Here is a 24,643-nt window from a genome sequence, read left to right on the forward strand (position 1 = left end):
AATAACAGGCTGTGAATAAATGTGTAAACCCGCACGCTCGGATTTCCAACTAACCAGCCTGTGGGAAAAATCGACCGTTCATAAGACACGCACTTTAGAAAGTCAGTATTTACAAGGTTTTTAACATGTGTGTCCTGATAAAATTCTCGTCGCGCCGAACTGCCTGCATAGTGAATTCAGTGATGGGAACCAAAGACCGTAGGTCAGATGAGACGAGGAACGAGGCGTAATCTGACGATGGAAGCGAAGCTTTCATAATCCGCTGAATCCATCTACACGTCGCTTGTGCCTTCTGAATCGCTAAAATAAGAAACTATACAGATATACAGTCTGTTTTTACGATTGCCAATTTTTCGCTTGGTTTGTGTAAATAATAATCATAATTTAACCCGTTTGCACTGGCAGCAATCCAGAAAGACCTTTAGTATCAATGGATAAGAATATTGGCAGACGAAATAACAGGCTGTGAATAAATGTGTAAACCCGCACGCTCGGATTTCCAACTAACCAGCCTGTGGGAAAGATTAAAAAGTGCCATAGAATCAGTTTTTTATAAGGATTTATATGGAAATTAAAAACAGTGTAGATGCGCATGCGCACTATTAAAATGTTAGAAATAAATCATGAAGCAAAGCAATTTTTACTTAAAAGTTAAGAAAGAGCATTCTTTTGAAGACTTTGATCTTGACCAATTGAAAAACCACGAGATTGCAGATGTGTTTTCTGCTTATATTTCGAATATGGAAGAAGTAATCTCTGTGGTTCGATCCTCTTTTAAGCTAACACTGCATGGTCAAATACTGGAAAGTGCAAATAGACTTCATGATAGAAACCTAATGTTGGCATATGCTGATGGCCTTGAGCATGGCTATTCAGAAGACAAACATCGTATCAATAATGAGGCATCGCTGAAGACAAAAAGTGCGATAGAAAATGAAGAGTTGGGTGATGATCTTATAGAAAAAACAATATCAATACTCGAACAGTTTGCAAACGACCCTGTTATAAGCGGATCAAACCTCGCGACTCTTAGGCAAAGTGTTGTTATTGTCTGGAGCGCTACTGAAAGCCTTATTCGAGATGCTATTAAAGTTACGTTGAACTCCGATTTAGAGAAGGCTATTTCTTTTTTTGAGAGTCCAGATACCTCACCATATTGGAACAAAAAGCAAATATCATTTGAACACCTTAAAAGCCATGACTTTCATCTTTATGATAAATTAGGTGATATAGCTTTGGATATTAATCCATGCAGTAATTTGAGTGCCATGTTAGCTGCATACTCTAATATATTCGGACGTGATGTTAATTCTACTCAAAAGTTAAGAAGCTCTGGATTTTATCAGCTTTACAAACTTAGGAATGTCATAGCGCATAGAAATGGTATTGTTGACGAAAAGTATAAATCTGAAACATCCTGTAAAGAAGATATTGGTGAGCGTGTTCGAGTTTTACCAGACGATTTCTCAGAGTGTTTTCTTCAATCAAAATCATTTGCAGAAAGCTTGTTGCTCGAGCTTTCTAACAAGAACGGGCTTGGGACTCGTACCTCGCCCCAGCCGTAAACGTTATCTTGATGTCAAACCATTACGGAGACCTGATGAAAGACGGTAGAGCATACGAAGAATTTGTTGGACGACTTCATGAGGCACTCTTGCGTGCGGAAGATATAACCGCACAGAAAAACATTCAGGTCGAGAGAAACAAGAAGTTGATCGATAACTGCGGAGTGGCACGTGAGTTTGACTTGTATTGGGAGTACGAGCTGGCTGGCGTGACATATAAAACGGTGATTGAGTGCAAGGATTACAAGTCCACGGTTAGCGTTGAAAAGATTGATGCCCTAATAGGTAAAATTAGAGATTTTCCAGATCTCCGGGCGCTTTTTGCTACAAAGAGAGGCTATCAATCAGGCGCTATACAGAAAGCTCGACAAAATAGAATAGACCTTCTAATCGTCAGGGAGCAGAACGAATCCGACTGGACAAGCTTGGACGGAACACCCCTTATTAGGACGGTGCGTATAAACATGCATATACAGGCAGCCGCTAGGATAAAGAATTTTGCGCCGACTATAGATGGCGATTGGGTCAAACAAAATACCAACATCGATGTGTCGAAAGCGCTTAACATGACCGGCCGTACCGATGAAATTGTCATCGAAGACGCCGCTCGCAGTCAGAAGTACTCGCTTCACGAGATGACAAGCCGTCTCGGCCCAAAGGGTGACTTGGATCATGGCGAGTTTGAAGATCTAGCCGAGTTCGAAGAAGCGTATCTTCTCTACAACGGCCTTCGCCTCAAGATGCGCGCTTTTAGGTTAGTGTATGAGATAGGCAAGCCTCATGATCAACCAATAGAAATAGATCTGTCGAAAGAGTTGGTAGGGGTCATAGAGTATCTGCAGCGAGGAGCAAAGACTTCAATATTCAAGAATGGCGTCATAAAAACAGACGACGGCGAGAAAAGATAACAAGGCAATGCACGCGACAAGCGCGTGATTGCGACGTTATGTGTTTAATGGAGTAATCAGTGGTGCTAGAAGTAATAGTTTCTACAATTAAAGATGCTAAGGAGCATGTTGCGAGTTATGGAGAGGCTTTGATTGATTTAGCCGTCGACAATGATGCCTGGAGCAATATTCCATTGGTCGAGCATGCAGTTAAAATATTGAATATTGCAGACACTTACAAACTGAATCTATTAAAAAGAAACTATGCAGCCTTTATAAAAGCAGTAAGCTGCCTTGATTCAGGCGAGGCTGAGTTACTTTTACAGAAAATTACGTTAAACACTGAGCTGTCCGAAGAGTCGACTGAGGTGATATTTCATGTAATCGTAAATTCATTTGGCTCACTCAAATCAGAACTATTAGGAAATTCTCTCGTGGCTGTTGCTCGAGGTTCAATTAATCTTGAAGAATTCAACACTTTGGCACTGATAGTTGAATCAGGATCGATAGCTGCGTTGAGGTGTTTACCAGCTTTCTTAGATGGTAATGAAAACAAGCTTTATAGAAGTATTCCTTCTGCCGCTCCACATGAAGGGTTATTATTTTCGCTTGGTGTAGCCACTCGTCACGGAAATATGTTTAGGTTAGATGAAAATGCTAGGAAGTTGGCTGAATTTGGCTTTGGGATACAATTAAACACATAATCGGGTAGCCGGAGGTCTCTAACCTCCAGCTCCCACAACACCCTGCATGCGGCTCCGCACAGGGCGTTTCATTTAGGATAATGAAGCGCGATCCAACCATCACGCAACGAATAAAGCTCTTCGGATTTTAAGTAAGCAAGCGATAAAGCCTGATTGATCCTCGGAGTTTTAGCACTGCGCCATGACCCTTTGCTGGTAATGCCACATGCAACTGCGGCCTTAACATGCACACCTAATCTCATCAAACTTCTTACTTTGGTACGTGGCTTTCGCGGACCGTTCATAAGACACGCACTTTAGAAAGTCAGTATTTACAAGGTTTTTAACATGTGTGTCCTGATAAAATTCTCGTCGCGCCGAACTGACTGCACAGTGAATTCAGTGATGGAAACCAAAGACCGTAGGTCAGATGAGACGAGGAACGAGGCGTAATCTGACGATGGAAGCGAAGCTTTCATAATCCGCAGAATCCATCTACACGTCACTTGTGCCTTGTGAATCGCTAAAATAAGAAACTAGACAGATATACAGTCTATTTTTACGATTGCCAATTTTTCGCTTGGTTTGTGTAATAAATAATCATAATTTAGCCCGTTTGCACTGGCAGCAATCCAGAAAGACCTTTAGTATCAATGGATAAGAATATTGGCAGACGAAATAACAGGCTGTGAATAAATGTGCAAACCCGCACGCTCGGATTTCCAACTAACCAGCCTGTGGGAAAGATTAAAAAGTGCCATTGAATCAGTTTTTTATAGGGATTTATATGGAAATTAAAAACAGTGTAGATGCGCAAGCGCACTATTAAAATGTTCGGCGGCTAAGGGCGGCACATGAATTGGTTCAAGCAAATTTTTTACTGTAAACACTCTCCACCTGAGAGGCCAACTCCCTTAACCAAGGTCGAAAATCGTGAGCCTAGGCGGCAGACGACCATCGCCGCAGACAACCCTATTACTAGCGAAAGTGATGACGCCCTCAATAGAACAGCGATAGCGCATTCTTTTGCAGACCAGATACAAGCTATCGATGCACGAAATGGATTGGTCGTAGGCGTCCTAGGGCCGTGGGGTTCCGGCAAAACTTCTTTCATCAATTTGGCGCGCAGGAATCTAGAGGATGATGGGATTGCAGTTCTCGATTTCAACCCTTGGATGTTTAGTGGTGCCGATCAGTTAGTCCAGGCCTTCTTTGTCGAGGTAACAGCACAACTAAAACTGCGGCCTGGTTTTGCGGAAATTGGTGGATTGATAGAAGAGTATGGAGAAGCGTTCTCAGGTCTCGGATGGCTGCCATTCGTTGGCCCGTGGATCGAACGCGGACACAAAGCGACCGGAATCCTGGCTAAATTGCTTCAGAGTAAAAAAGAAGGCGCAGGGGGACGGCGCGCTAAAGTAACCCGAGCACTAACGGATATACCCGCGCCCATCGTTGTGGTTCTGGATGACATCGATCGGCTGACGACGCCCGAAATTCGTGATGTGTTCAAGTTAGTTCGGCTCACGGCAAATTTCCCCAATATTGTCTACCTGTTGGCGTTTGACCGCGTTCGCGTTGAGCAAGCTCTCGGTGAGCAAGGTATACCTGGGCGAGATTACCTAGAAAAAATTCTGCAGATTGGAGTCGATCTTCCGGCAGTCCCCTTCGATGTACTTAATTCTCAAATATTTACAGGTATCGATGGGGCGCTGGTCGGTATCGAAAAGCCAGGAGATTTCGATTCCAATGTATGGCCAGATGTATTCATGGAGATCATCAGGCCACTAATTCGAAATATGCGCGATGTCAGGCGATTCGCTGCAGCAATCCATGGGGCCGTGCGCGACCTAGGAGGGCAAGTCGCATTGGTTGATGCCTTGGCACTTGAAGCCATTCGGGTCTTCCTTCCAGACGTCTTTGCTCGGCTCCATTCATCAATGGCAGGCCTGACCACAACATCCAGCGATTTCGGTAGGGGGCGGGAGCCGGAGCATTTGAAAGAGCAGATTGATGTGCTAATTGAGTCAGCTGGCAATCATCAACAGGTTGTTAGGAGCTTGATTGAGCATTTGTTCCCTGCCGCGCAACGGCACATTGGAGGGTCTCACTACGGCGGCGACTGGAGGAACGGATGGCTCGTGAACCGGCGAATCGCCCATGAAGACATCCTTCGCCTCTACCTTGAGCGTGTGGTTGGTGAGCGCCTGCAAGCATTTTCTAGTGCTGAAATTGCGTGGTCCAAATTAGCAGATAAAGGTGCCTTTAGCGAATTTCTCGGCGATCTCCCGGTGGAGCAACTCCGCGAGGTAATATCTATGCTTGAAGCGTACGAGGAGAAATATACGCTTGAGCATGTAGTCCCCGGTTCAGTAGTTCTATTGAATTTGCAGCCGACCATTCCAGACGTTCAGCGTGGAATATTCGATTTTGGGGCGCGAATGACGGTAACGAGAGTCGTTTACCGATTAGTGAGATCACTAGATGGGCCTGCAGCGGTTGAGGCAGCTGTGCGCGAAATTCTTCCCCAGGTTTCGCTGCTTTCTCCAAAGCTGGATTTGATAACCATCGTTGGCCATCGGGACGGCGCTGGTCACAAATTGGTAACCGAAGAGGCAGCAAAGGTGCTTGAGCGGGAGTGGCGAGCCGAAGTAAGGGACGCGGATCAGGCGCTGCTTTCTCAGGAAGTGGATTTGATCAGAGTGCTCGGGCTGGCAATAGATGATGCCAACGAAGACGAGCCAACGATCTCGGTGCCAGACCTCCCCGAAATTACGCTTGCACTGCTGAAATCAGCGAAGAGCGAGGTGAAAAGCCAGGCAATGGGGAGTCGTGCTGTAGTTAGAAAGCCGCGCCTTCATTGGGAAGGCTTAGTCAAGATATACGGCGATGAGGGAACGCTGAGGCAAAGAATCGATGCATTGAAGGCTGCAACGACGGAGGTCGACAGGGTTTTAGTTGAGCTAGTCGACAAATATTTGAGTGGCTGGCGTCCGAAGGAGTTTGATGATGATTAGGTGCGGAGCAAAGCCGCCGAACAAATCGCTGCAGGTGACGTTTGACTCGCCACGCACTTTTACTGTCGCAAAAGCACGCCTCGCCTCAAACACACCTGAGCTCAGGCGTTAATTGTCTCAAGGATATTGCGTGAACCTCGACCAATATAAAGAAAAATATACCGCAGATGGTGCTCCGGGTTGGTTAGCAATTGATGAAGTTGTAGAAAAACTTTACCCACACCAAGAACCCAAGCATTGGGCTGCTACCCCTCACCATGCCATTGGCGGCAAAGATCCAATTGATAGTTAACAACCCACCCAACAGCAATCACTGTACTGATCTAGGTTCAAGTCTATCAAGCAGTTTGATATTGCCATACCCTACTTTACTGGAAGTAGCCACTATGGGCATGTATCAAAAAACCATCACTCTGACTAAACAGCAAGATAAGTGAGTAACCGTCATAACAATTGGCTGCACAGCGGCAATTTCTCCGCTGCTTTGCAGCTCCAAGACTGCGCGTTTACACCTTTAAGCGTTACGGCTATGTTTAACATCATCAGCAAGCCAAACTTTAATTAATGATTGGTAGGGCATATCAAGCTTATTAGCTTCTATTTTGATGCTCTCTAATAAGCCTTCTGGAAGTCTGAGTGATATGGTTTTTGTTGACGGTTTTAAATTTGACATTGAGACAGAGTGAGCATTTTTCCAGTCAATATAATCACTGGAGTCATGAATTTCCCAAAATTCTCTTTCTTCAGCTTCAGTCTTAAAATTAGGTATTTTTTTAGTTTTACTCATAAATCTTCCTCTCTTTCCGGTGCATGTCACGAGCTGAAATAACACGTATTAACGTCTCAGCAGAGCGAAGGGTAAAAGTAATATGCAGCAGCCTTGTTTCATTTGTCTTTCCGAGCACATGATAACGCTCTTCACCTTGGCTATGTTTAGGGTCTGCCAAAATCAACAAAGGCTGGTTAAAAAACACTTGTTCAGCCTCAAAGCGGCTAACAGAATGCTTTTCAACACTTTTTCTTTCATTTCCAGCGTCCCAGTCAAAACCGGTAACTTGTTTCCAATTAATCATTTATGTATATTGCCATCATATACATTAAAGTCAAGTGCTAGCAAAACAGCTATCTTTAGAAGCTAATCAAACCAAGGATTAGCCTTATAACCCAAGCAAATTGGTGTGATATTGTCATACTTCTACTTTGTTAAGGGCACCCATTATGAGCATGTATCAAAAAACCATTACTCTGACTGAACAGCAGGATAAGTAAAGAAAGTAAGCCTATTGATATAGCCATTATCAAAGCGGTTGACCGTAAACAAACGAAGACTGAGTCGTTAGACTGGCCTTCTGGATTAACGAATCACACTTTTCATATCAAGGGCTACAAAACTAGATATAAGGGATAAATGTATAATTTGTTATGCATACAATCCGTCTTTCTTACCCACCACCAAAGGCTTTACCTGTTTCGCCTCCTCTTGATAGCGGTTTCGTGTATCCCAAAGATCGACGACGTGTTGAATGTTTAACCAAAACTCTGGTGTATTGCCAAAGGCAGCTGCTAGCTTTATTGCGATTGGTACGGTTAACACACCACCATTAATAAGGCTGCTGATGGTATTACGATGCACGCCCATGGCATCTGCCAACGCTTTGGAGGTAATGTTCATCGGTTCTAGAAACTCAATTTTAAGCATTTCACCAACGCTAACTGGGCGACGTTTTGTTTTACGCATTTGCTGCTACCATAATGTATGGGTGTCGTTCAAAAAATATTCCTGCCAAACCTGATTCGCGGCTTGGTGCAGCAAACTATGTCGCCATGCAACTCTATCTTCCTGTCTGTCGTAACCACCGCCGATGACGCAAGCAGTGGGAAGTTTAAGGCCGACACAGGTTTCGATAACGTATTTATCTCGATCTAAAATACCTTGATCCGTTAAATTAACATAGCCAAGCCGGTCGTCTTGATGGACGTCGACACCCGCGTCGTAGAAGACAAAGTCAGGTTGATGCTCGGAAAGTATTGCAGGCAAGGTGCCTTTCAGAATGGCTAAGTATTCTTGGTCGTTGGCGCCTTTAGGGATGGCAATATTAATGCCGTCGGTTTGTTTGACTGGCGGGTAGTTTTCTTCACAATGCCAAGAAACTGGAACAATGTCACTTCTGTCTTTAAAGAAAGCAACCGTGCCGTCGCCTTGGTGTACATCACAGTCTAAGATCAGAACTTTCTTGGCTCGACCCGACGCTATCATGGCGAGCGCTGCGACAGCTAAATCATTAAAGATGCAAAAACCAGATCCATAGGAAGGATGAGCATGATGCGTGCCACCAGCAAGGTGACAAGCCAAACCATGTTGCCAGGCCAATTCGCTGGTCAGTATGGTGCCAGAGACAGCACGAAGAGTTCGTTCAACTAGCCACTCAGACCAAGGCAGCCCAATGTCTTTTTCTTCTTTTTTACTCAGCTCTCCACGAATAAAACGCTGCACATACTCTCTATCATGCGCTGCCATTAATACGTTGAGTGATAACGGCGCGGGTGTGTGTTCGTTTTCGTCCGTTAAAATACCCAGTTTTCTTAACACCTCTGCCAACAGACCAAACTTTGCCATAGGAAAACGGTGCCCTGCTGGAAAAGGAATACTGTAATGGGGATGAAAAACAAGAGGTAACGAAGCGGCCTTCATAAATCAAACAACTTAATTTTTTACAAGAGAGCCATGCTAGCAAGAGTCACTGAGATAAGGCTACTGTCTTTTATTATTTGCTCTTAGCAACGAGTACTTTACGAATGGCAGCGTTAAACGATTCAATCAGATGCGGTGGGAAACCTTTACCACTTTCAAAATTCACCATCTGCACAGCACGCATAGCGCTTTTATTGTATTCGCTGCCCGATTTCCCCCATACGGCATCAATAAACATGACGGCCATAGATAAAATAAAGGCGCCCTGCGGGATCAATGAACCAACCAAACCTTCTGGGAAGCCCGTTCCGTCGAACCGTTCTTTATGGGCTTTTACCATTTCAACCGCCTCCTCCCATCCTTTGTGTTTGGCCAATAGCTTGGCACCAACCATTGGATGGTTATGCTCTGCTTGACGTTTTGCTTCCTCGTCGTCCTTACAGTTTAAAATAACCGCCATGCCCATGTTATGCATGTAAGCAGCCGCACTCAGTTGCGCACGATCGACGGGCTTTTTACATTCAACATTAATTAACTGGCAAAGCTTCAAAATACGCTCACTGCGCTCAGAAGAATAACCCAGCAAACGGTTAAGTTTTTGACTAAATCCAATAAAGAGCTCTATGTCATGTTTTTGTTCTTCTGTGAAGTCAACTTTCACTATCACCGACGTCGTCGCGACTGGCTCTTCTTTCGCGGCCTCGACTATTTGATGACTCTTATTCAGTAATGCCGCCGCCATTTCTGGTCGCTTACTGTCGTCTTCTTCCGCATAAATTTTATCAAGCCCCTGCTGCAACTCATCCCGTAAGGCACTTTCAGCAACATGTGAGCGATAAATCTGCTGTAACAAATCGTACACTTTTTCAATAACGACAATAATCAATTCCCCCAAGTAAGGGTGGTATTGAATGTATCCGCCACGCATGCCATCAACGATTTCTTCAAGCTTGTGAAGCACGCCCACTAAGGGATCAAGAAAACATACCGAACAGTTGCCCTTCATGCTGTGCAAGGAACGAAAGAGCTTATCTAATTTATCAAATGAAAAACCATCCCCTTCAATACTATTGATGGTTTCTTCAATTTCTTGCTGTGCCTCTACATAGCACTCTAACAAATCATCCTTGAGCTCTTTCTCTAACGCTGAAAACGCTTTACAAGCAAAGTGGCTCATTCTTTTCTTCCATTACAAGGAACGGTTAGCCTAAAAAAATATTGAGGCCAATTACATCATTCTGTAGTCTCAGGTATCACTCTTCTTATTGTAGATAGATTTATTGTAAGCATGAACACATAGAGTGTTTCTTTGTGTAGTATTTTTCGTGGCGCTGTCGAGGTCTCCATGCCAAATTACTGGTTAATGAAATCAGAACCAGATACGTTTTCAATAGACGATCTGAAACGTTTAAAAGTATCGCCTTGGGATGGTGTTAGAAATTACCAAGCTCGAAACTTCATGAAGGAAATGAAGCAGGACGATTTGGTGTTTTTTTACCACTCAAGCTGCTCTCCTCCAGGTATTGCTGGCATTGCCCGAATAGATAAAGAGGCTTACCCAGATCACACCAGCTGGGACCCAAACAGCGACTACTTTGACAGCAAGTCTTCAGAAACGGATCCTAAATGGGTAATGGTTGACGTAGCGTTTGTTGAGAAATGGTCTTCCATTTTAACCTTAACAACATTAAAGCAAAGCCCTGTACTGGCCGATATGTTATTAACCAAGAAAGGCAGCCGCCTTTCCGTCATGCCAATCACAAAAAATGAATGGGAATACATTACCACTATGTTAAAAACATAAACATCCATTAGCGGGCTGAATAACGACTTACCACCGACAGTAAGTTCTCCGCTAATGCATGATTGGAAGGAACGTACATCATGCAAAAAGAACAATAAAAATGATTTCGCCCATGACACGAACCGCTATCATTTTTTTCGCTTTCAGTAGCAGCCTAGCGACAGGGCAGATATTGTATCCGACGTTAGTTGAGTCATTAAAAGACTCAGACAAAGATGGTGTTATTGATGTCAGAGATTTATGTGCAAATACGCCGCGTGGGACAGAGGTCAATAATGATGGCTGCCCACTCACTGAACTGGAATATTTTCGCTTTAACTTTGCAGCGCAATTTGAGGTAGGCCGCTACCAACTGAAAAACGAATTCCATTCATCACTTCACACACTTGCTTCGCTTTTACAAGACAACCCAGAGACGCTGGTCCTAATCGAAGGCCATACAGATAATATTGGCACAGAATCATTCAATCTTACTCTGTCTCAAAAACGCGCCCACGCCATTGCACATGCATTAACCTCTGTTTTCGATATTTCACCAGATCGCATTAGAGCCTTTGGTTACGGCCCAAATCGCCCCATAGCGTCCAATGAAACAGAAACTGATCGATTACTTAATCGTCGAGTCAGTGGTGAAATTGTCAAACCTTTGCTGAACAAAAATCTGGATGTGACCATTCACTTTAAAATGAATCGTGACAACATGAACCAAGAGTACCGCTTACTGTTAAAAAACATAGGGCAGCAACTGCGAGACAACCCTGACGCCCTAGCGCTTATAGAAGGCTATACAGACAGTACAGGAAGTCAGCGCCAGAACACCCTATTATCAACCGCACGAGCCAATAAGGTGGCCGAGATTCTCCGCACGGAATATGACATTCCAGAAGAAAGACTAAAGACACTAGGCCACGGAGAGGCGCATCCTATTGCGTCAAACCGTACCCTAGAAGGCAGACAAAAGAATCGTCGTGTTACCATTAAGATCGTCACCCCATTCAAAGCAACAACCGAGATTTTGTTGCCTAAATGGACCATATGGAGTGTTGATCAAAACCAATAGGCACACATTAATGAAATTCACGTTCCCGTTGCTTTAAAGAGACCGCGTAGTCGAAGTAATACTGCACAACCACACCCAAATAATCGTAGTCTTGTCCTGTTCTTGCGATAACACCTAGGCTACCCACTTGCCGATATTTTTTAGGCTGAAAATGGGTTTCAACACGCCAACCTACATCATTCACATTGTATTTTTCTCGGTACAAAGAGGCACGAAGATCCTCGTTAATATAGTAGCTTAAGCCAATACGAGAACTGGTGATATTGCTCAGTGTCGTTTCTGTCGAAATGTAATTCGTCGTCAAAGAAAAATCCCGCAAGAAAACTTCACCGATAAACTGAGCAATGACATCACGCTCACTTTCTTGTTCATCATCTAAGGGTTCTAACTCGGAAATTCCTATCCCCAAGCCCAGCCTGCCATAATCGTTATGCAGGAACCAGTTTGATGAAAACTCGGATTGCGCAAAACTGTCTTTTGATGAACCGGTTATCAAATAATTACTATTCAACAGTACCTGCGTGGAAAAATGCTCACTGATAGGAATATTCACTTTAAAATCAATATTCAATAACGATTTTTGATCTAAAAGCCCATACCCCAAACCAAAAGCGAAATTGGGTGCGTCGTTTGCATTGGATACCGTATCATTGGCCTGAACCGCACCACTTAAGAGCAAAGACGAAAGAAAAAAACGAGAAAATACGTTCAAAACACATCCATACTGAATTGTAAATTGTAGGTCTATTGTGACGGGTCTTAAGCAAAAGCTCCAGTAGGAAAAAGAAGTGGCTATTTCGACCTACTTTTTACTTAAAATGAAAGGGAATTGAGAACACCCCTGTGATTCGAGAGCAAAGCCCAATATAATAGATGCAAAGTCGATTAGACGAACACATTTTAGGTTAATACGTTACATGGCAAAAAAACTTTTTATCCAAACTCATGGCTGTCAAATGAACGAATACGATTCCTCTCGTATGGCAGATTTACTTGGCGAGAGCCATGATATGGAACTCACAGACAATGCAGAAGAAGCAGACGTTTTGCTGCTTAACACCTGTTCGATTCGTGAAAAGGCCCAAGACAAGGTCTACCACCAATTAGGACGCTGGAAAAAACTGAAACAGAAAAACCCGAACCTTGTAATCGGTGTGGGTGGTTGCGTAGCAAGCCAAGAAGGTGACGCTATTCGAAAACGCGCCAAACATGTGGATATGATTTTTGGGCCTCAAACACTGCATAAGCTACCTGAAATGGTCAATGCAGCGGGAAAACACATTCCGATTACGGATGTTACGTTTCCTGAAATCGAAAAATTTGACCACTTACCTGCTCCTCGTGTTGAGGGGGCAGAAGCGTTTGTATCGATTATGGAAGGCTGCAGTAAATACTGCACTTTTTGTGTCGTGCCTTACACTCGTGGCGAGGAAGTCAGCCGTCCTTTCGATAGCATATTGAAAGAAGTGATGCAGCTTGCCGAACAAGGCGTGCGTGAGATCCACCTACTCGGTCAAAACGTGAATGCCTATCGTGGTGACACGGCCGAAGGTGACGAAGCGGATCTTGCAGACATCATTCATGCAGTGGCACAGATCGATGGTGTCGAGCGTATTCGTTTTACCACGTCTCACCCAGTGGAATTTAGCGATAGCTTAATTGAGGCTTTCCGCCACGAACGTAAATTGGTGAGTCATTTGCATTTGCCAGTACAAAGTGGTGCTGACAACATACTCAGCGCGATGAAGCGCGGCCATGATCGTCAATACTATATTGATAAGATCAACCGCATCAAAGAAGCTCGACCAGGTATCAGCTTATCTTCTGACTTTATTATTGGCTTTCCAGGTGAAACCGATGACGACTTCATTGATACCATGAACCTGATTCAAGAAATCGGCTTTGATCACTCATTCAGCTTTGTGTACAGCCAGCGCCCAGGCACACCGGCCTCTAATTTAGAAGACGACACACCGGAAGACGTAAAAAAAGAACGCCTTGCTATTTTACAACGTCGTATCAGCCAACAAGCTTATGACATTAGTTTGTCAATGGTCGGCGAGGTACAGCGCATTCTGGTCAGTGGTTATTCACCACGTGATCCTGGACAACTTCAAGGTCGAACCGAAAATAATCGGATTGTAAACTTCCGCGCCTTCGATCCTCAGCTCATTGGTAAATTCGCAGATGTTGTTATCACAGACGCTTACCCTAATTCGCTATTAGGTGAATTGGTCAGCTCTGAACTCGACTCCGACTTTGTACTACAATAAAAGCGTACTTTAATCACAAAGGTAACTCTTGGAAACCACACAGACAACTCAGCAAATCCGTTTAGTCCCTGCCGAAGCCAATGCTTTGGTTGGGCTATGTGGACAACTCGACGAGAACATCAAGTTAATCGAAAAAAGACTTGATGTGACCATTAAATATCGTGCCGAACTCTTTGACATTTCTGGTGAAAATTCTGAACACGTAGCCGCCACAAAAACGCTACTTCAGAACTTATACCGAGAAGCATTAGCGAGTAACGACATCACGCCTGAAACCATTCATCTCTATTTGCAAGAGTCAGCGATTGAGTCGCTCACGGAGAAGAAGAGAGAGAACGCGGATCAGCTGGTGATCAAAACCCGCAAAGCGTTTATCAAACCAAAAGGCAAAAACCAGCAAGGCTACGTCAAGCAAATTCGCAAACACGATATTAACTTTGGCATCGGACCCGCTGGTACAGGCAAAACCTATTTAGCCGTTGCTTGCGCCGTTGAAGCCTTAGAAGCGGATCGAGTTGAACGTATCATGCTCGTTCGCCCTGCGGTTGAAGCAGGGGAAAAACTGGGCTTTTTACCGGGTGATTTATCACAAAAGATCGATCCATACCTTCGTCCACTTTATGATGCCCTATACGAGATGCTTGGCTTTGAGTTAGTGGATAAATTGATCGAAAAAAATGTCATTGAGATAGCACCGCTTGCCTTTATGCGTGGTCGCACCTTAAACAATGCCTTCATCATTCTTGATGAAAGCCAAAACACCACCCGCGAACAGATGAAAATGTTTCTGACGCGAATTGGCTTTGGCTCAACAGCTGTGATAACAGGCGATACCACACAAGTCGATCTACCTCGTGGCACCACATCAGGTCTGGCTCAGGCGATGCATGTATTAAAAGACGTAAGCGGCATTAGCATGACCTTATTTAGCTCGTCTGACGTGGTTCGTCATCCGTTGGTGCAACGCATTGTCGAAGCCTATGACAAGTTTGATGTTGAAGTCGAAGCGGAAAAAAAAGCACGCTCTGAAGCTCGTTTAACCGCACAAGCAGAACAGTCTGCAGGTAGCAAATAATGGCGTATTTAGAACTTGACCTACAAATTGCCACAGAAGACACGGCCCACTTACCCAGCGAAGCCGACTTTAGACTGTGGGTTGAAAAAGCCTTACCCGATTCAGATGAAGAATTTGAAGTCACCATTCGGATTGTTGACGAAGAAGAAAGTCATGCGCTGAATCACGAATATCGCGGCAAAGACAAACCAACCAATGTGTTGTCCTTCCCATTCGAGGCACCACCCGGTCTCGAACTGCCACTATTGGGCGATTTGGTAATTTGCGCACAGATTGTGGCAGAAGAAGCAGAAGAACAAAAAAAACCATTGCTGCATCATTGGGCGCATATGACCATTCACGGGATCTTGCATTTACGCGGCTATGATCATATAAATGACGATGAAGCAGATGAAATGGAATCGATAGAAACCGAGTTACTCGCGTCCCTATCTATTTCCGACCCTTATTTGATTAAAGAGTGAGCTAATACCCTAATGAGTGATGACCGATCGAGCTTATCCAACGATCAACAAAAATCTTGGTTTGAACGTTTAACCCAAGCATTTAATGATGAGCCACGTAGCCGTGGCGATATCGTTAAACTTCTAGAAGCCGCCGTAAAATCCGATATTATAGATCGTGATGCCTTCACTATTGTTGAAGGTGCGCTAGAAGTGTCTGAAGTACAAGCACGTGACATTATGATTCCACCGTCTCAGATGGTGGTTATTAAGTCCGAAGATGACCCAAAAACATCCATTCGTAAGATAATAGAATCCTCTCATTCTAGATTCCCTGTTGTTGGCGAAGACTCCGATGAAATTCTCGGTGTTTTACTGGCTAAAGACTTGCTGCCTTTATTATTCAAAGAGAGCGTTGTTACCATAGAAGACATTTTAGCGCGCTTACGCCCAGCGAATTTTATTCCTGAAAGTAAACGCCTCAACGTACTGCTAAATGATTTTCGCACCAAGCGCTATCACATGGCATTAGTACTAGACGAATACGGCAGCGTTTCGGGCCTTGTGACCATTGAAGACGTACTGGAACAAATTGTCGGCGAAATCGAAGACGAAACAGACAAATTAGATGACGAAGGCATACAAGTCACCACTGTGCCAGGCGTATACCTAGTGCCAGCTCTCTGTCCAGTAGAAGACTTTAATGAATTCTTCAAAGTTGAACTCAATGAAGAAGAGTTCGACACGATTGGTGGCATACTGGTACAACAGTTTGGCCACGTTCCACTCCGTGATGAAGAGTTATCTTTTAATGACTTTCATTTTCGCGTGGTTAAATCAGATGGCCGTCGCATCAAGACCATTCAAGTAACCAAACCCAATTTAAACACTAACTCATCAGATTGATATGACCATGCCCCACCCCGACTTTACCAATATTAAAACGGGGTGGGAGCCTCGTTTAAGCGCAAAACTGTCTCAGCTTCCGCCCCTTGTCGTTGGCTTGATTGCCGTCATAGCTGGCGCAATAGGCGTAACAAGTTTTTCGCCATTCCATTTTTGGCCCGGCTATTTCATCAGTATAGCTGTCTTTGGCCTATTGATTTTTACCAGCACCAGCTCAAAAGCGGCTTTCTGGCGAGGCAACGCTGTCGGATTAGGCTTTTTTGGCGCAGGCGTTTCTTGGGTTTATGTCAGTATTGCCGAATATGGTCAAGTTGGTAGCATCATTGCTGGCGCGATCACCTTTGGGTTTGTTGCATTACTTTGCGCATTCTGGGGCTTTTCCGCTTGGCTGTCTTGGGCACTGATTCAACGCTTCCCCCTACTGCCAGCCAGCCTTTTAGTCACACTGAGTTTGTTAGGGGGTGAATTGGCTAGAAGTTCGCTCTTTACTGGCTTCCCTTGGTTACTGCCTGGCTATGCCATTGAAAACACCTGGTTGTTTGAGCTTTTACCCATTGGCGGTATTTGGCTAACGAGTGCATGTGTCATCCTCACGTCTTGTGTAACCGCCAGTGTATTGCTGAAAGCTAAAAATCAACTTGCGTTGATTGTCACACTGATCATTTGCTGGGGCGGAGCCGCTTTTCTAAACTATTCACCTGTATCATGGGTGCAACAGACAGGCACACTCAAGACCACGCTCATTCAAGGCAATGTCAAACAAGATGAAAAGTGGTTAACACAAACCGCGGCACAATCTCTTGCTTATTATCAACAAACAACCATTGAGCATTTAGACAGTGAACTGATCGTCTGGCCTGAAACCGCTATCACCTATACCTACCCTCAAATAAAACCTTATTTTGCCGCTTTCAGCAAAGAGCTAGAAGACAGTAACACCACGCTCATTACAGGCATTCCAGACGTCAGTGCCGACAAGCAAAATTACTACAATGCCATCTGGGCCACTGGTAATGGTTTTGGGCTTTATTACAAACGCAGATTGGTTCCTTTCGGAGAATACATCCCTTTTGCAGAATACATAGGCCCAATCCTAGATGTGTTTGGTATGCCAATGTCGAGCTTTAAATCAGGCGATGAAAACCAGCCAGTACTGCAAGTTGGCGAATGGGGAATCGCTCCCTTTATTTGCTATGAAATTGTTTACGCGGAACAAGTAAGGCGCATGGTAAGAGACAGCGATTTCTTAATTACGATCAGTAACGATGGCTGGTTTGGCACCTCTTTTGGCCCTTGGCAGCATTTGCAAATTGCGCAATTTAGAGCAAAAGAAGCGGGCCGCTATGTCATTCGCGCAACCAACACAGGAATAACGGCATTTATTAACGAGAAAGGTGAAGTGGTCGCTCAGGCACCACAATTTGAAAGAACCACGCTCACCGCTGAGGCCAAAGCCTTTACAGGCAATACACCTTATGTGCAATGGGGCTATTGGCCAACACTATTGCTACTTGGCATTTGCCTAGTCTTTACCTATTTAAATGGCTTAATTCTAAACCGTAAAACAGATAACCAATAAAGAAATGAACCTTGGAATTTGATTCATGCTGACGCTTGGATCTTGCGAAACAGGCACAAGTATATGCATTACCACGCTGGAGCGTGGGAACGAGGGAAGGCTCATATACATTACCACGCTGGAGCGTGGGAACGAGGGAGAAAGAAATGAACCTTGGAATTTGATTCACGCTGACGCGTTGAGCTTGCAAAACAGGCACAAGTATTTTTTATTTTAAGAACTGAATACCAAGGTTCATGCTATGCATTACCACGCTGGAGCGTGGGAACGAGGGAGACAGAAATGAACCTTGGAATTTGATTCACGCTGACGCGTTGAGCTTGCGAAACAGGCGCAAGTGAATTGAATACCAAGGCTCATATGCATTACCACGCAGGACACCTACAGGGATGTAGGTGGTAGAGTCGAGTCAGGAACAGAGACCGAGCGTGGGAACGAAGAACAATGAACTACTCCGTTTTATGAGTCTGATCATCATGGGTCGACATCAAACCATAATGACAGATTTCACAGGGCATCAAAGCTTGCTTGGTTTCAATGACATTGTCATGCCCACACGACATGCAGTGATAAGTCCCTGGATCAACCATAGCACCAACAACATGACACTCTTCCAGTGGCACAGGGTTATTATTGACATGATTGATTAACCATAACAAAGCAGCATCTTCTTTTTCATCTAGCTCCTCAACCAATTCGTGCCCTTCATCAAGCACATAATGCCAATTTGCGTCTATCCAAGCTTCGGTATAGCCCATTTTGTCATGCCAATAGGCTTTCATTAGTGCGACGTCTTCCAAAAACCAGTCTTTAGCGCCAAGCAAGGTTTTGCGCGCTTCTTCAACTAAATTAGAATCGGTTTCGCTTTTTAATGGATCTTTTTTCATAGATTTCATAACTCCTTCTCTATGCAGCTTCTAATTAGGGCGTCATCTCTATAAAATAGCGGATATTTTCAGACTCTGTTAGCAAAAGCACTGGTATCTTGTGCTATATCGCTATAATAACGCCCCTCTTTACAATAAAGAGAATACAGGTCTACCAACCTTACGTCGATCACGGGATAAGAATACATTATGCAAGAGCAATATAATCCGCAGCAAATCGAACAAGCTGCTCAATCTTTTTGGGACGAAAACAAAGTCTTCAAAGCTGTCGCGGACTCCAACAAAGAGAAGTTCTACTGCCTGTCTATGTTCCCTTACCCAAGTGGCCGCCTGCATATGGGTCACGTACGTAACTATACAATCGGCGATGTTATTTCTCGCTACCAACGCATGCAAGGCAAAAACGTATTGCAACCAATGGGTTGGGATGCTTTCGGTCTTCCTGCTGAGAACGCGGCCATCAAACACAAAACCGCACCAGCAAAATGGACAACCGAAAACATTGCCTACATGAAAGGCCAACTGAAAGAACTTGGTTTTGGTTATGACTGGGACCGCGAGATCGCTACCTGCACACCAGAATATTACAAATGGGAACAATGGTTCTTCACCCAATTAGTAGAAAAGGGCTTGGCCTACAAAAAAACCGCAGCGGTAAACTGGTGTCCAGAAGACCAAACGGTCTTAGCAAATGAACAGGTAGAAGAAGGCTGCTGCTGGCGTTGCGGTACGACCGTAGAAAAGAAAGAAATCTCTCAATGGTTTATCCGTATAACCGCTTACGCTGAAGAATTATTGACTGACCTAGATACGCTTGACGGCTGGCCAGAAAAAGTAAAAGCCATGCAGCGTAACTGGATTGGCCGCTCTGAAGGTCTAGAGCTCAGCTTTGCGGTAGAAGGCAAAGAAGAACGTCTATCTGTTTACACCACTCGTCCAGATACCATCATGGGTGTGACCTATGTTGCGGTGGCCACTCAACACCCTCTTTCTTTGGAAGCATCGGCAAAAAATGCAGACTTAGCGACCTTCATTGAAGAGAGCAAAAAAATGTCGACGACGGAAGCCGACATGGCAACCGTTGAGAAAAAAGGCATGGATACGGGCTTTAAAGCAATCCATCCAATCACAGGCGAAGCGGTTCCTGTTTACGCAGCCAACTTCGTATTAATGGATTACGGTTCAGGTGCCGTCATGTCGGTACCTGCTCACGACCAACGCGACTTTGAATTCGCGAAAAAATACAACTTAGCCATCAAACAGGTCGTTCAGCCTGCTAACGACGAAATCGTTGACCTAGAAAAAGCTGCTTTCACTGAGAAAGGCATTCTGTGTAACTCTGGCGAATTCGATGGTTTGGCCTTCAAAGAAGCTTTCGATGCGATTGCCACTTGGATGACAGAACGCAATTTAGGTGAAGTGAAAGTAAACTACCGACTACGCGATTGGGGTGTTAGCCGTCAGCGTTACTGGGGGACTCCTATCCCTACTATTAACCTAAAAGACGGTTCGGTTGTGCCTGTGCCAAAAGACCAACTGCCTGTCGTACTTCCAACGGATGTGATCATGGACGGTGTGAATTCACCGATCAAAAACAACCCTAGTTTCTCATCTGTTATGTTTAATGGCGAAGAAGCGGAACGCGAAACCGATACCTTCGATACTTTCATGGAGTCGTCTTGGTACTTTGCCCGTTACTGCTGCCCAGACTCTACGGATGCCATGTTAACCGAAGAAGCGAACTACTGGCTTCCTGTTGACCAATACGTTGGTGGTGTGGAGCATGCGATCCTTCACCTATTGTACTCACGCTTCTTCCATAAGTTGCTTCGTGATGCTGGTCTGGTGAACTCTGACGAACCATTCAAACGTCTACTGACGCAAGGCATGGTAAACAAAGACGGCACTAAGATGTCTAAGTCAAAAGGCAACACAGTCGACCCTCAAGAAATGATTGAGAAATACGGCGCTGATACGGTTCGCCTGTTTATGATGTTCAGTGCGCCACCAGAGCAGTCTCTCGAATGGAATGATGCCGGAGTAGATGGTGCATCACGTTTCCTACGCCGTTTGTGGGCATTGTGTTACCGTCACACCAATGCCGGCAAAGTGGGTTCTCTGGACATTGCGGCACTCAATGGCGCACAAAAAGCGTTACGCCGTAAAGCCCATGAAACCATTCAGAAAGTCACTGACGATATCGAACGTCGCCAAACCTTCAATACCGCCATTGCCGCTGTAATGGAGCTTTGTAACGACATCAGTAAATTCGAAGACACATCTGAATTGGGCCTTGCTGTCACGCAAGAAGCTTTGGAAGCGGCGACGTTGCTACTCTCCCCTATCGTTCCTCACATTGCCCATCAATTATGGAGCGAGCTAGGTCATAGTGACAATATCGTTAACACACCATGGCCAGCACTAGACGAAGAAGCCTTGGTAAAAGACGAATTGACCATTGTGGTGCAAGTACTAGGTAAAAAACGTGCCGAACTGACGGTATCTGCCAGCGCCGATGACAAAACGATTGAAGCCGAAGCGCTTGCTCATCCAAGTGTTGTTAAATACCTTGAAGGCAAAACAGTTCGTAAAGTCATTGTCGTTCCAGGCCGCTTGGTCAATATTGTGGCCAATTAATCCAAGCATAATAAGGGATGGCATGACCATCCCTTATTCTTTCACACGATTTCAGGGATCAAGAACATGACAGTCTCATTAACACACATCACTCGCTTATTTTTATTAGCCTTGCTCACCATGAGTATTGTCGCTTGTGGCTTTCATCTTCGAGGCAATGGGAGTGTTCCAAGCCAACTCAAAGTATTAACCCTCACTTCTGAAAGCGGATCAGACAGTTTTGATAGAGCACTGCGCATTGAATTAAGCAAAGCAGGCATTGTGATTCTAGACAAAAACAAAGCGACAAAAGAAACGCTAAATTTAAAAATCAATTCAATCACGACGGCAGATACTGAATTGGCTCGCGATGGAAACAATGATGTATCGCAGATTCAACGTCGTCTAAGCAGTGCTTACTTCATTCGCCAAGCGGATGGAAAATCCGTATATGGACCACGCACCATTACGACAGCGAAAACACTTACCAATCAAAACGCGGAAGAAAGCGCTAAGATGTCTTATAACCAAGCACAAGAAGAAAGCCTGAATGAAGACCTTGCTCGGCAGCTAATTTACGATCTAAATTATGCGCCATTCTAGTTGGCAACCTGGTTAGGTTAATAAAATGAAAATACGTCCTGAGCAACTAGAACAGCAGCTCAAAAAAAACCTCCTACCCATTTATATTATTTCTGGCGACGAGGTTTTATTGTGTCAAGAAGCCGCCGACCAGATTCGCAAAGCCGCTCAATTTCATCAAATAGACGAACGGCTACGTTTTGTGGCAGATGCACAATTTGATTGGCAAGACGTCATTAACGAAAACCAAAGCCTATCACTGTTTTCTAATCGCCGTATGTTTGACATTCAAATAGACAAAATGAGTGAAAAACACAGTAAGGCCTTAACGCAATTAGGCCAGTCTCTCAGTGAAGACAATGTTATCTTATTAACTCTTCCAAAAATCGACGCTCGCTCGCAAAAGGCAAAATGGTTCTCTCAACTGGAAAACCAAGGAGTATTTGTACAAATTTGGCCGATTGATGCCAGTCGATTACCAGCATGGGTACAACAACGAGCGCAGTCACTTGATCTATCGCTAACACGCGACGCTGCCAGTATTATCTGTGAGCGTGGAGAAGGTAACCTACTGGCCCTGTCTCAGGAATTAGAAAAGCTGGCATTATTGCATGGACAAGGTGCCAAAATTGACGCAGAGAAAGTGATTGAATCCGTCGCAGACAGTAGCCGTTACTCTATTTATGATTTAAGTGATCGCTTATTGATGGGAAATACCAAGGGCGCCATGCACTGTCTCAGTCAACTCGTTGCAGAAGGCGTCGAAGCCAGTATTATTCTTTGGTTGTTCAATCGAGAAATTCAGACCTTGGCAAATCTACTGCAAACTATGCAATCTTCTAGTTTTCGGCAAGCCTGTCAGACAGAAAAAATCTGGGACAAACGCGTGCCTTTTTATGAAAGCGCCCTATCTCGACACAACAAAATCACCCTACCCTATATGCAAAACTATCTAGCATTATTGGATAAAAGTATTAAAGGATTAGAAGGACCGGACAGTGAAACCGGTTTTCGCAATCTTGTCATGATGTTTTGTGGCTACAAGCCTACGATGACAGAACTGGATATTCCAGCTTAACAACCCTCTTTATTCCGCCCTTTTTTTGTAGGTACCACGCCATGATCAATAACGCCATTATCGAAGAACTCACGGTCTGGAGTACACCGCTCTTTGTCACGCAAATGCCAGACCACGACTTTCTAAAAGAGGCGTTGCTTGCAGCGGTTTACCAACAAAAAGCCACTCAAACAACCGCCATTGAAAGTCAAATCGCCCCTAAGGCGAAATACGCCTTACACGAAAGCACGTTGGATTTTCTGGATTTGGCTGACGCCAATGTAATGGAAGCAAAGCGTGCTTTAGAAGAACTTATTCTCGAGATTGCCGCTTCCGTCAACCACGCCTTTTGGCCCGAAGACATGGAAGCCGACGCGCATATTATCGAGTCTTGGTACCATGTAACGCAAAAAGGCGGCTACCATGACGCACACTCTCACCCAAATTGTTCTTGGTGCGGCATCTACTATTTAGAGCCAGGTGACGCTCACATCGAAGGCAACGGTGGACTGAATCGCTTTTATGACCCTAGAGTCAACGCAGAACATTACGCCGACCCAGGTACCGCTTACCTTGGTGGTCACGGTGTTTGGGACTTTACGCCAACAGAAGGTCAAGTCATTATCTTTCCCTCATACCTAAAACATTCTGCATTACCCTATTTTGGTGATAAAGATCGTGTGGTAATTGCCTTTAATAGCATCATCGAAGCCTATTAAAGGTGCATACGACACACTGCTAGCAAGGATGGGCCTTCACTTCCTATTGAACTGGCTCATCTCTTCGTCCGTATTGATATTCTCGTTGTTACAATAAATTTCATAAGTTTCCATTCAAAGATTCACAATGGAATGCAATTTGTAGTAATTTAACAAGGAATGTTTCATAACCACGGGGAAGTTTATGCGTTTCCAGTTTGATCAACTCAGCGGCAGTCAGCGCTATCACCTGATCACTCAAACTATTACACCACGCCCCATTGCGTGGATCATGACAAAGAATGAAAACGACAGTTTTAATCTTGCCCCGTTTTCTTATTTTGCTCCCGTTTCATCAGATCCAGCTCTTCTTATGGTGTCTATTGGTAACAAAAGCGCGGAAGTAAGCAAAGACACCAAGTTCAACCTGCAAAGAGAAAAGGAATGTGTTTTGCATATTCCAAGTGGGGATGTCATGAACGCCGTTAACGAGAGTGCCGCAACCTTATCTTATGGTGAATCTGAATTACCCAGAACCGGATTATCACTAACCGATTTTACTAAAACATTGCCGCGTATCGCACAAGCAAAAGTCGCGCTTCACTGTAAATTATTCGACATACACGCACTAGGCAACTCATCGTTTAATGCCATTTATCTGGAAATTATAGATTTATATCTTGATGATGACATTGTGACGCAAATGGATAATCACCTTGTTATTGATAACAAAAAGCTCAACCCCCTTTCACGACTAGGTGGCAATGATTATGCGCTTCTAGGTGAAACGGTCACGATCAAACGTCCTAATTAGGGCAATAC

Annotated in this window: 25 protein-coding genes; 17 read left to right on the top strand and 8 right to left on the bottom strand. The window is 44.4% G+C overall.

The genetic code is table 11. From position 1 onward, the window contains the following. Window positions 1-623 precede the first annotated feature (623 nt). The 3 genes from DKT73_RS11015 to DKT73_RS11025 are packed head-to-tail and all read left to right on the top strand — an operon-like array spanning window position 624 to window position 3,156. A complete protein-coding gene (locus tag DKT73_RS11015; RefSeq protein ID WP_111638603.1) occupies window positions 624-1,565 on the top strand; it encodes a hypothetical protein in 942 nt (313 codons plus the stop codon). Between the two features lie 35 nt (window positions 1,566-1,600). Then, window positions 1,601-2,473: a restriction endonuclease gene (locus tag DKT73_RS11020; RefSeq protein ID WP_198666593.1), complete on the top strand. Its 873-nt coding sequence runs from the start codon at window positions 1,601-1,603 to the stop codon at window positions 2,471-2,473. Between the two features lie 59 nt (window positions 2,474-2,532). Next, window positions 2,533-3,156 (top strand): hypothetical protein, encoded by a 624-nt coding sequence (locus DKT73_RS11025; RefSeq protein ID WP_111638604.1) that lies wholly within the window; start codon window positions 2,533-2,535, stop codon window positions 3,154-3,156. 68 nt (window positions 3,157-3,224) lie between these two features. Here the strand turns inward: DKT73_RS11025 and DKT73_RS20200 are convergent, their stop codons facing one another. Then, on the bottom strand, window positions 3,225-3,440 hold the full coding sequence (locus DKT73_RS20200) for a hypothetical protein (RefSeq protein ID WP_111638605.1): 216 nt from the start codon (window positions 3,438-3,440) through the stop codon (window positions 3,225-3,227). A gap of 549 nt (window positions 3,441-3,989) precedes the next feature. Between DKT73_RS20200 and DKT73_RS11035 the strand changes: the two genes are divergently transcribed. Beyond that, window positions 3,990-6,149 (top strand): KAP family P-loop NTPase fold protein, encoded by a 2,160-nt coding sequence (locus tag DKT73_RS11035; RefSeq protein WP_111638606.1) that lies wholly within the window; start codon window positions 3,990-3,992, stop codon window positions 6,147-6,149. 130 nt (window positions 6,150-6,279) lie between these two features. Next, complete coding sequence (locus DKT73_RS20055) at window positions 6,280-6,441, top strand: hypothetical protein (protein WP_157959175.1); 162 nt, start codon at window positions 6,280-6,282, stop codon at window positions 6,439-6,441. A 222-nt stretch (window positions 6,442-6,663) separates the two neighbouring features. Here DKT73_RS20055 and DKT73_RS11040 read toward each other — a convergent pair whose 3' ends face one another. From DKT73_RS11040 to DKT73_RS11060, 5 genes are all read right to left on the bottom strand, one after another. Continuing rightward, a complete protein-coding gene (locus DKT73_RS11040; protein ID WP_111638607.1) occupies window positions 6,664-6,936 on the bottom strand; it encodes a BrnA antitoxin family protein in 273 nt (90 codons plus the stop codon). After that, the gene (locus DKT73_RS11045; RefSeq protein WP_111638608.1) at window positions 6,929-7,222 is read right to left on the bottom strand and encodes a BrnT family toxin; all 294 of its coding nucleotides are present in this window, start codon (window positions 7,220-7,222) and stop codon (window positions 6,929-6,931) included. Before DKT73_RS11045 ends, DKT73_RS11040 begins: the two co-directional genes overlap by 8 nt. A gap of 347 nt (window positions 7,223-7,569) precedes the next feature. Then, window positions 7,570-7,887 (bottom strand): HigA family addiction module antitoxin, encoded by a 318-nt coding sequence (locus DKT73_RS11050; RefSeq protein ID WP_111638609.1) that lies wholly within the window; start codon window positions 7,885-7,887, stop codon window positions 7,570-7,572. 6 nt (window positions 7,888-7,893) lie between these two features. Then, window positions 7,894-8,841 carry a histone deacetylase family protein gene (locus tag DKT73_RS11055; protein ID WP_111638610.1) on the bottom strand — a complete coding sequence of 316 codons (948 nt, stop codon included), beginning with the start codon at window positions 8,839-8,841 and terminating at the stop codon, window positions 7,894-7,896. A gap of 73 nt (window positions 8,842-8,914) precedes the next feature. Then, complete coding sequence (locus DKT73_RS11060) at window positions 8,915-10,018, bottom strand: HD domain-containing phosphohydrolase (RefSeq protein WP_111638611.1); 1,104 nt, start codon at window positions 10,016-10,018, stop codon at window positions 8,915-8,917. A gap of 168 nt (window positions 10,019-10,186) precedes the next feature. On the opposite strand from DKT73_RS11060, the gene DKT73_RS11065 reads away from it, so the two are divergent. Beyond that, window positions 10,187-10,645, top strand: coding sequence for an EVE domain-containing protein (locus DKT73_RS11065; protein ID WP_111638643.1), 459 nt, complete (start codon window positions 10,187-10,189; stop codon window positions 10,643-10,645). Between the two features lie 112 nt (window positions 10,646-10,757). Beyond that, window positions 10,758-11,705 (top strand): OmpA family protein, encoded by a 948-nt coding sequence (locus DKT73_RS11070; protein ID WP_198666594.1) that lies wholly within the window; start codon window positions 10,758-10,760, stop codon window positions 11,703-11,705. 7 nt (window positions 11,706-11,712) lie between these two features. Here DKT73_RS11070 and DKT73_RS11075 read toward each other — a convergent pair whose 3' ends face one another. After that, window positions 11,713-12,417, bottom strand: coding sequence for a hypothetical protein (locus tag DKT73_RS11075; RefSeq protein ID WP_111638613.1), 705 nt, complete (start codon window positions 12,415-12,417; stop codon window positions 11,713-11,715). A gap of 205 nt (window positions 12,418-12,622) precedes the next feature. Between DKT73_RS11075 and miaB the strand changes: the two genes are divergently transcribed. The 5 genes from miaB to lnt are packed head-to-tail and all read left to right on the top strand — an operon-like array spanning window position 12,623 to window position 17,981. Next, window positions 12,623-13,978 carry a tRNA (N6-isopentenyl adenosine(37)-C2)-methylthiotransferase MiaB gene (gene miaB / locus DKT73_RS11080; protein ID WP_111638614.1) on the top strand — a complete coding sequence of 452 codons (1,356 nt, stop codon included), beginning with the start codon at window positions 12,623-12,625 and terminating at the stop codon, window positions 13,976-13,978. A gap of 28 nt (window positions 13,979-14,006) precedes the next feature. Continuing rightward, on the top strand, window positions 14,007-15,053 hold the full coding sequence (locus DKT73_RS11085; protein WP_111638615.1) for a PhoH family protein: 1,047 nt from the start codon (window positions 14,007-14,009) through the stop codon (window positions 15,051-15,053). Next, window positions 15,053-15,517 (top strand): rRNA maturation RNase YbeY, encoded by a 465-nt coding sequence (gene ybeY / locus DKT73_RS11090; RefSeq protein WP_111638616.1) that lies wholly within the window; start codon window positions 15,053-15,055, stop codon window positions 15,515-15,517. Before DKT73_RS11085 ends, ybeY begins: the two co-directional genes overlap by 1 nt. Window positions 15,518-15,529: 12 nt before the next feature. Beyond that, on the top strand, window positions 15,530-16,402 hold the full coding sequence (locus tag DKT73_RS11095) for a CorC family transporter (protein WP_111638617.1): 873 nt from the start codon (window positions 15,530-15,532) through the stop codon (window positions 16,400-16,402). A 7-nt stretch (window positions 16,403-16,409) separates the two neighbouring features. After that, on the top strand, window positions 16,410-17,981 hold the full coding sequence (gene lnt / locus DKT73_RS11100; RefSeq protein ID WP_232827850.1) for an apolipoprotein N-acyltransferase: 1,572 nt from the start codon (window positions 16,410-16,412) through the stop codon (window positions 17,979-17,981). Between the two features lie 449 nt (window positions 17,982-18,430). Here the strand turns inward: lnt and DKT73_RS11105 are convergent, their stop codons facing one another. Then, window positions 18,431-18,868: a hypothetical protein gene (locus DKT73_RS11105; RefSeq protein ID WP_198666595.1), complete on the bottom strand. Its 438-nt coding sequence runs from the start codon at window positions 18,866-18,868 to the stop codon at window positions 18,431-18,433. 189 nt (window positions 18,869-19,057) lie between these two features. Here DKT73_RS11105 and leuS point away from each other — a divergent pair, with 189 nt between their 5' ends. The 5 genes from leuS (at window position 19,058) to DKT73_RS11130 (ending at window position 24,635) form a co-directional block, all read left to right on the top strand. Then, window positions 19,058-21,505, top strand: a complete 2,448-nt coding sequence (leuS, locus tag DKT73_RS11110; RefSeq protein ID WP_111638620.1) for a leucine--tRNA ligase — start codon at window positions 19,058-19,060, stop codon at window positions 21,503-21,505. 66 nt (window positions 21,506-21,571) lie between these two features. Further along, on the top strand, window positions 21,572-22,087 hold the full coding sequence (locus DKT73_RS11115; RefSeq protein WP_111638621.1) for an LPS-assembly lipoprotein LptE: 516 nt from the start codon (window positions 21,572-21,574) through the stop codon (window positions 22,085-22,087). A gap of 25 nt (window positions 22,088-22,112) precedes the next feature. After that, window positions 22,113-23,144, top strand: a complete 1,032-nt coding sequence (holA, locus tag DKT73_RS11120; RefSeq protein WP_111638622.1) for a DNA polymerase III subunit delta — start codon at window positions 22,113-22,115, stop codon at window positions 23,142-23,144. Between the two features lie 41 nt (window positions 23,145-23,185). Further along, a complete protein-coding gene (locus tag DKT73_RS11125; protein WP_198666596.1) occupies window positions 23,186-23,842 on the top strand; it encodes a TIGR02466 family protein in 657 nt (218 codons plus the stop codon). Between the two features lie 184 nt (window positions 23,843-24,026). Beyond that, window positions 24,027-24,635: a flavin reductase family protein gene (locus DKT73_RS11130; RefSeq protein WP_111638623.1), complete on the top strand. Its 609-nt coding sequence runs from the start codon at window positions 24,027-24,029 to the stop codon at window positions 24,633-24,635. Window positions 24,636-24,643: the final 8 nt, after the last annotated feature.

It is taken from the genome of Marinomonas shanghaiensis, assembly GCF_003259175.1.
Classification (GTDB): Bacteria; Pseudomonadota; Gammaproteobacteria; order Pseudomonadales; family Marinomonadaceae; genus Marinomonas; species Marinomonas shanghaiensis.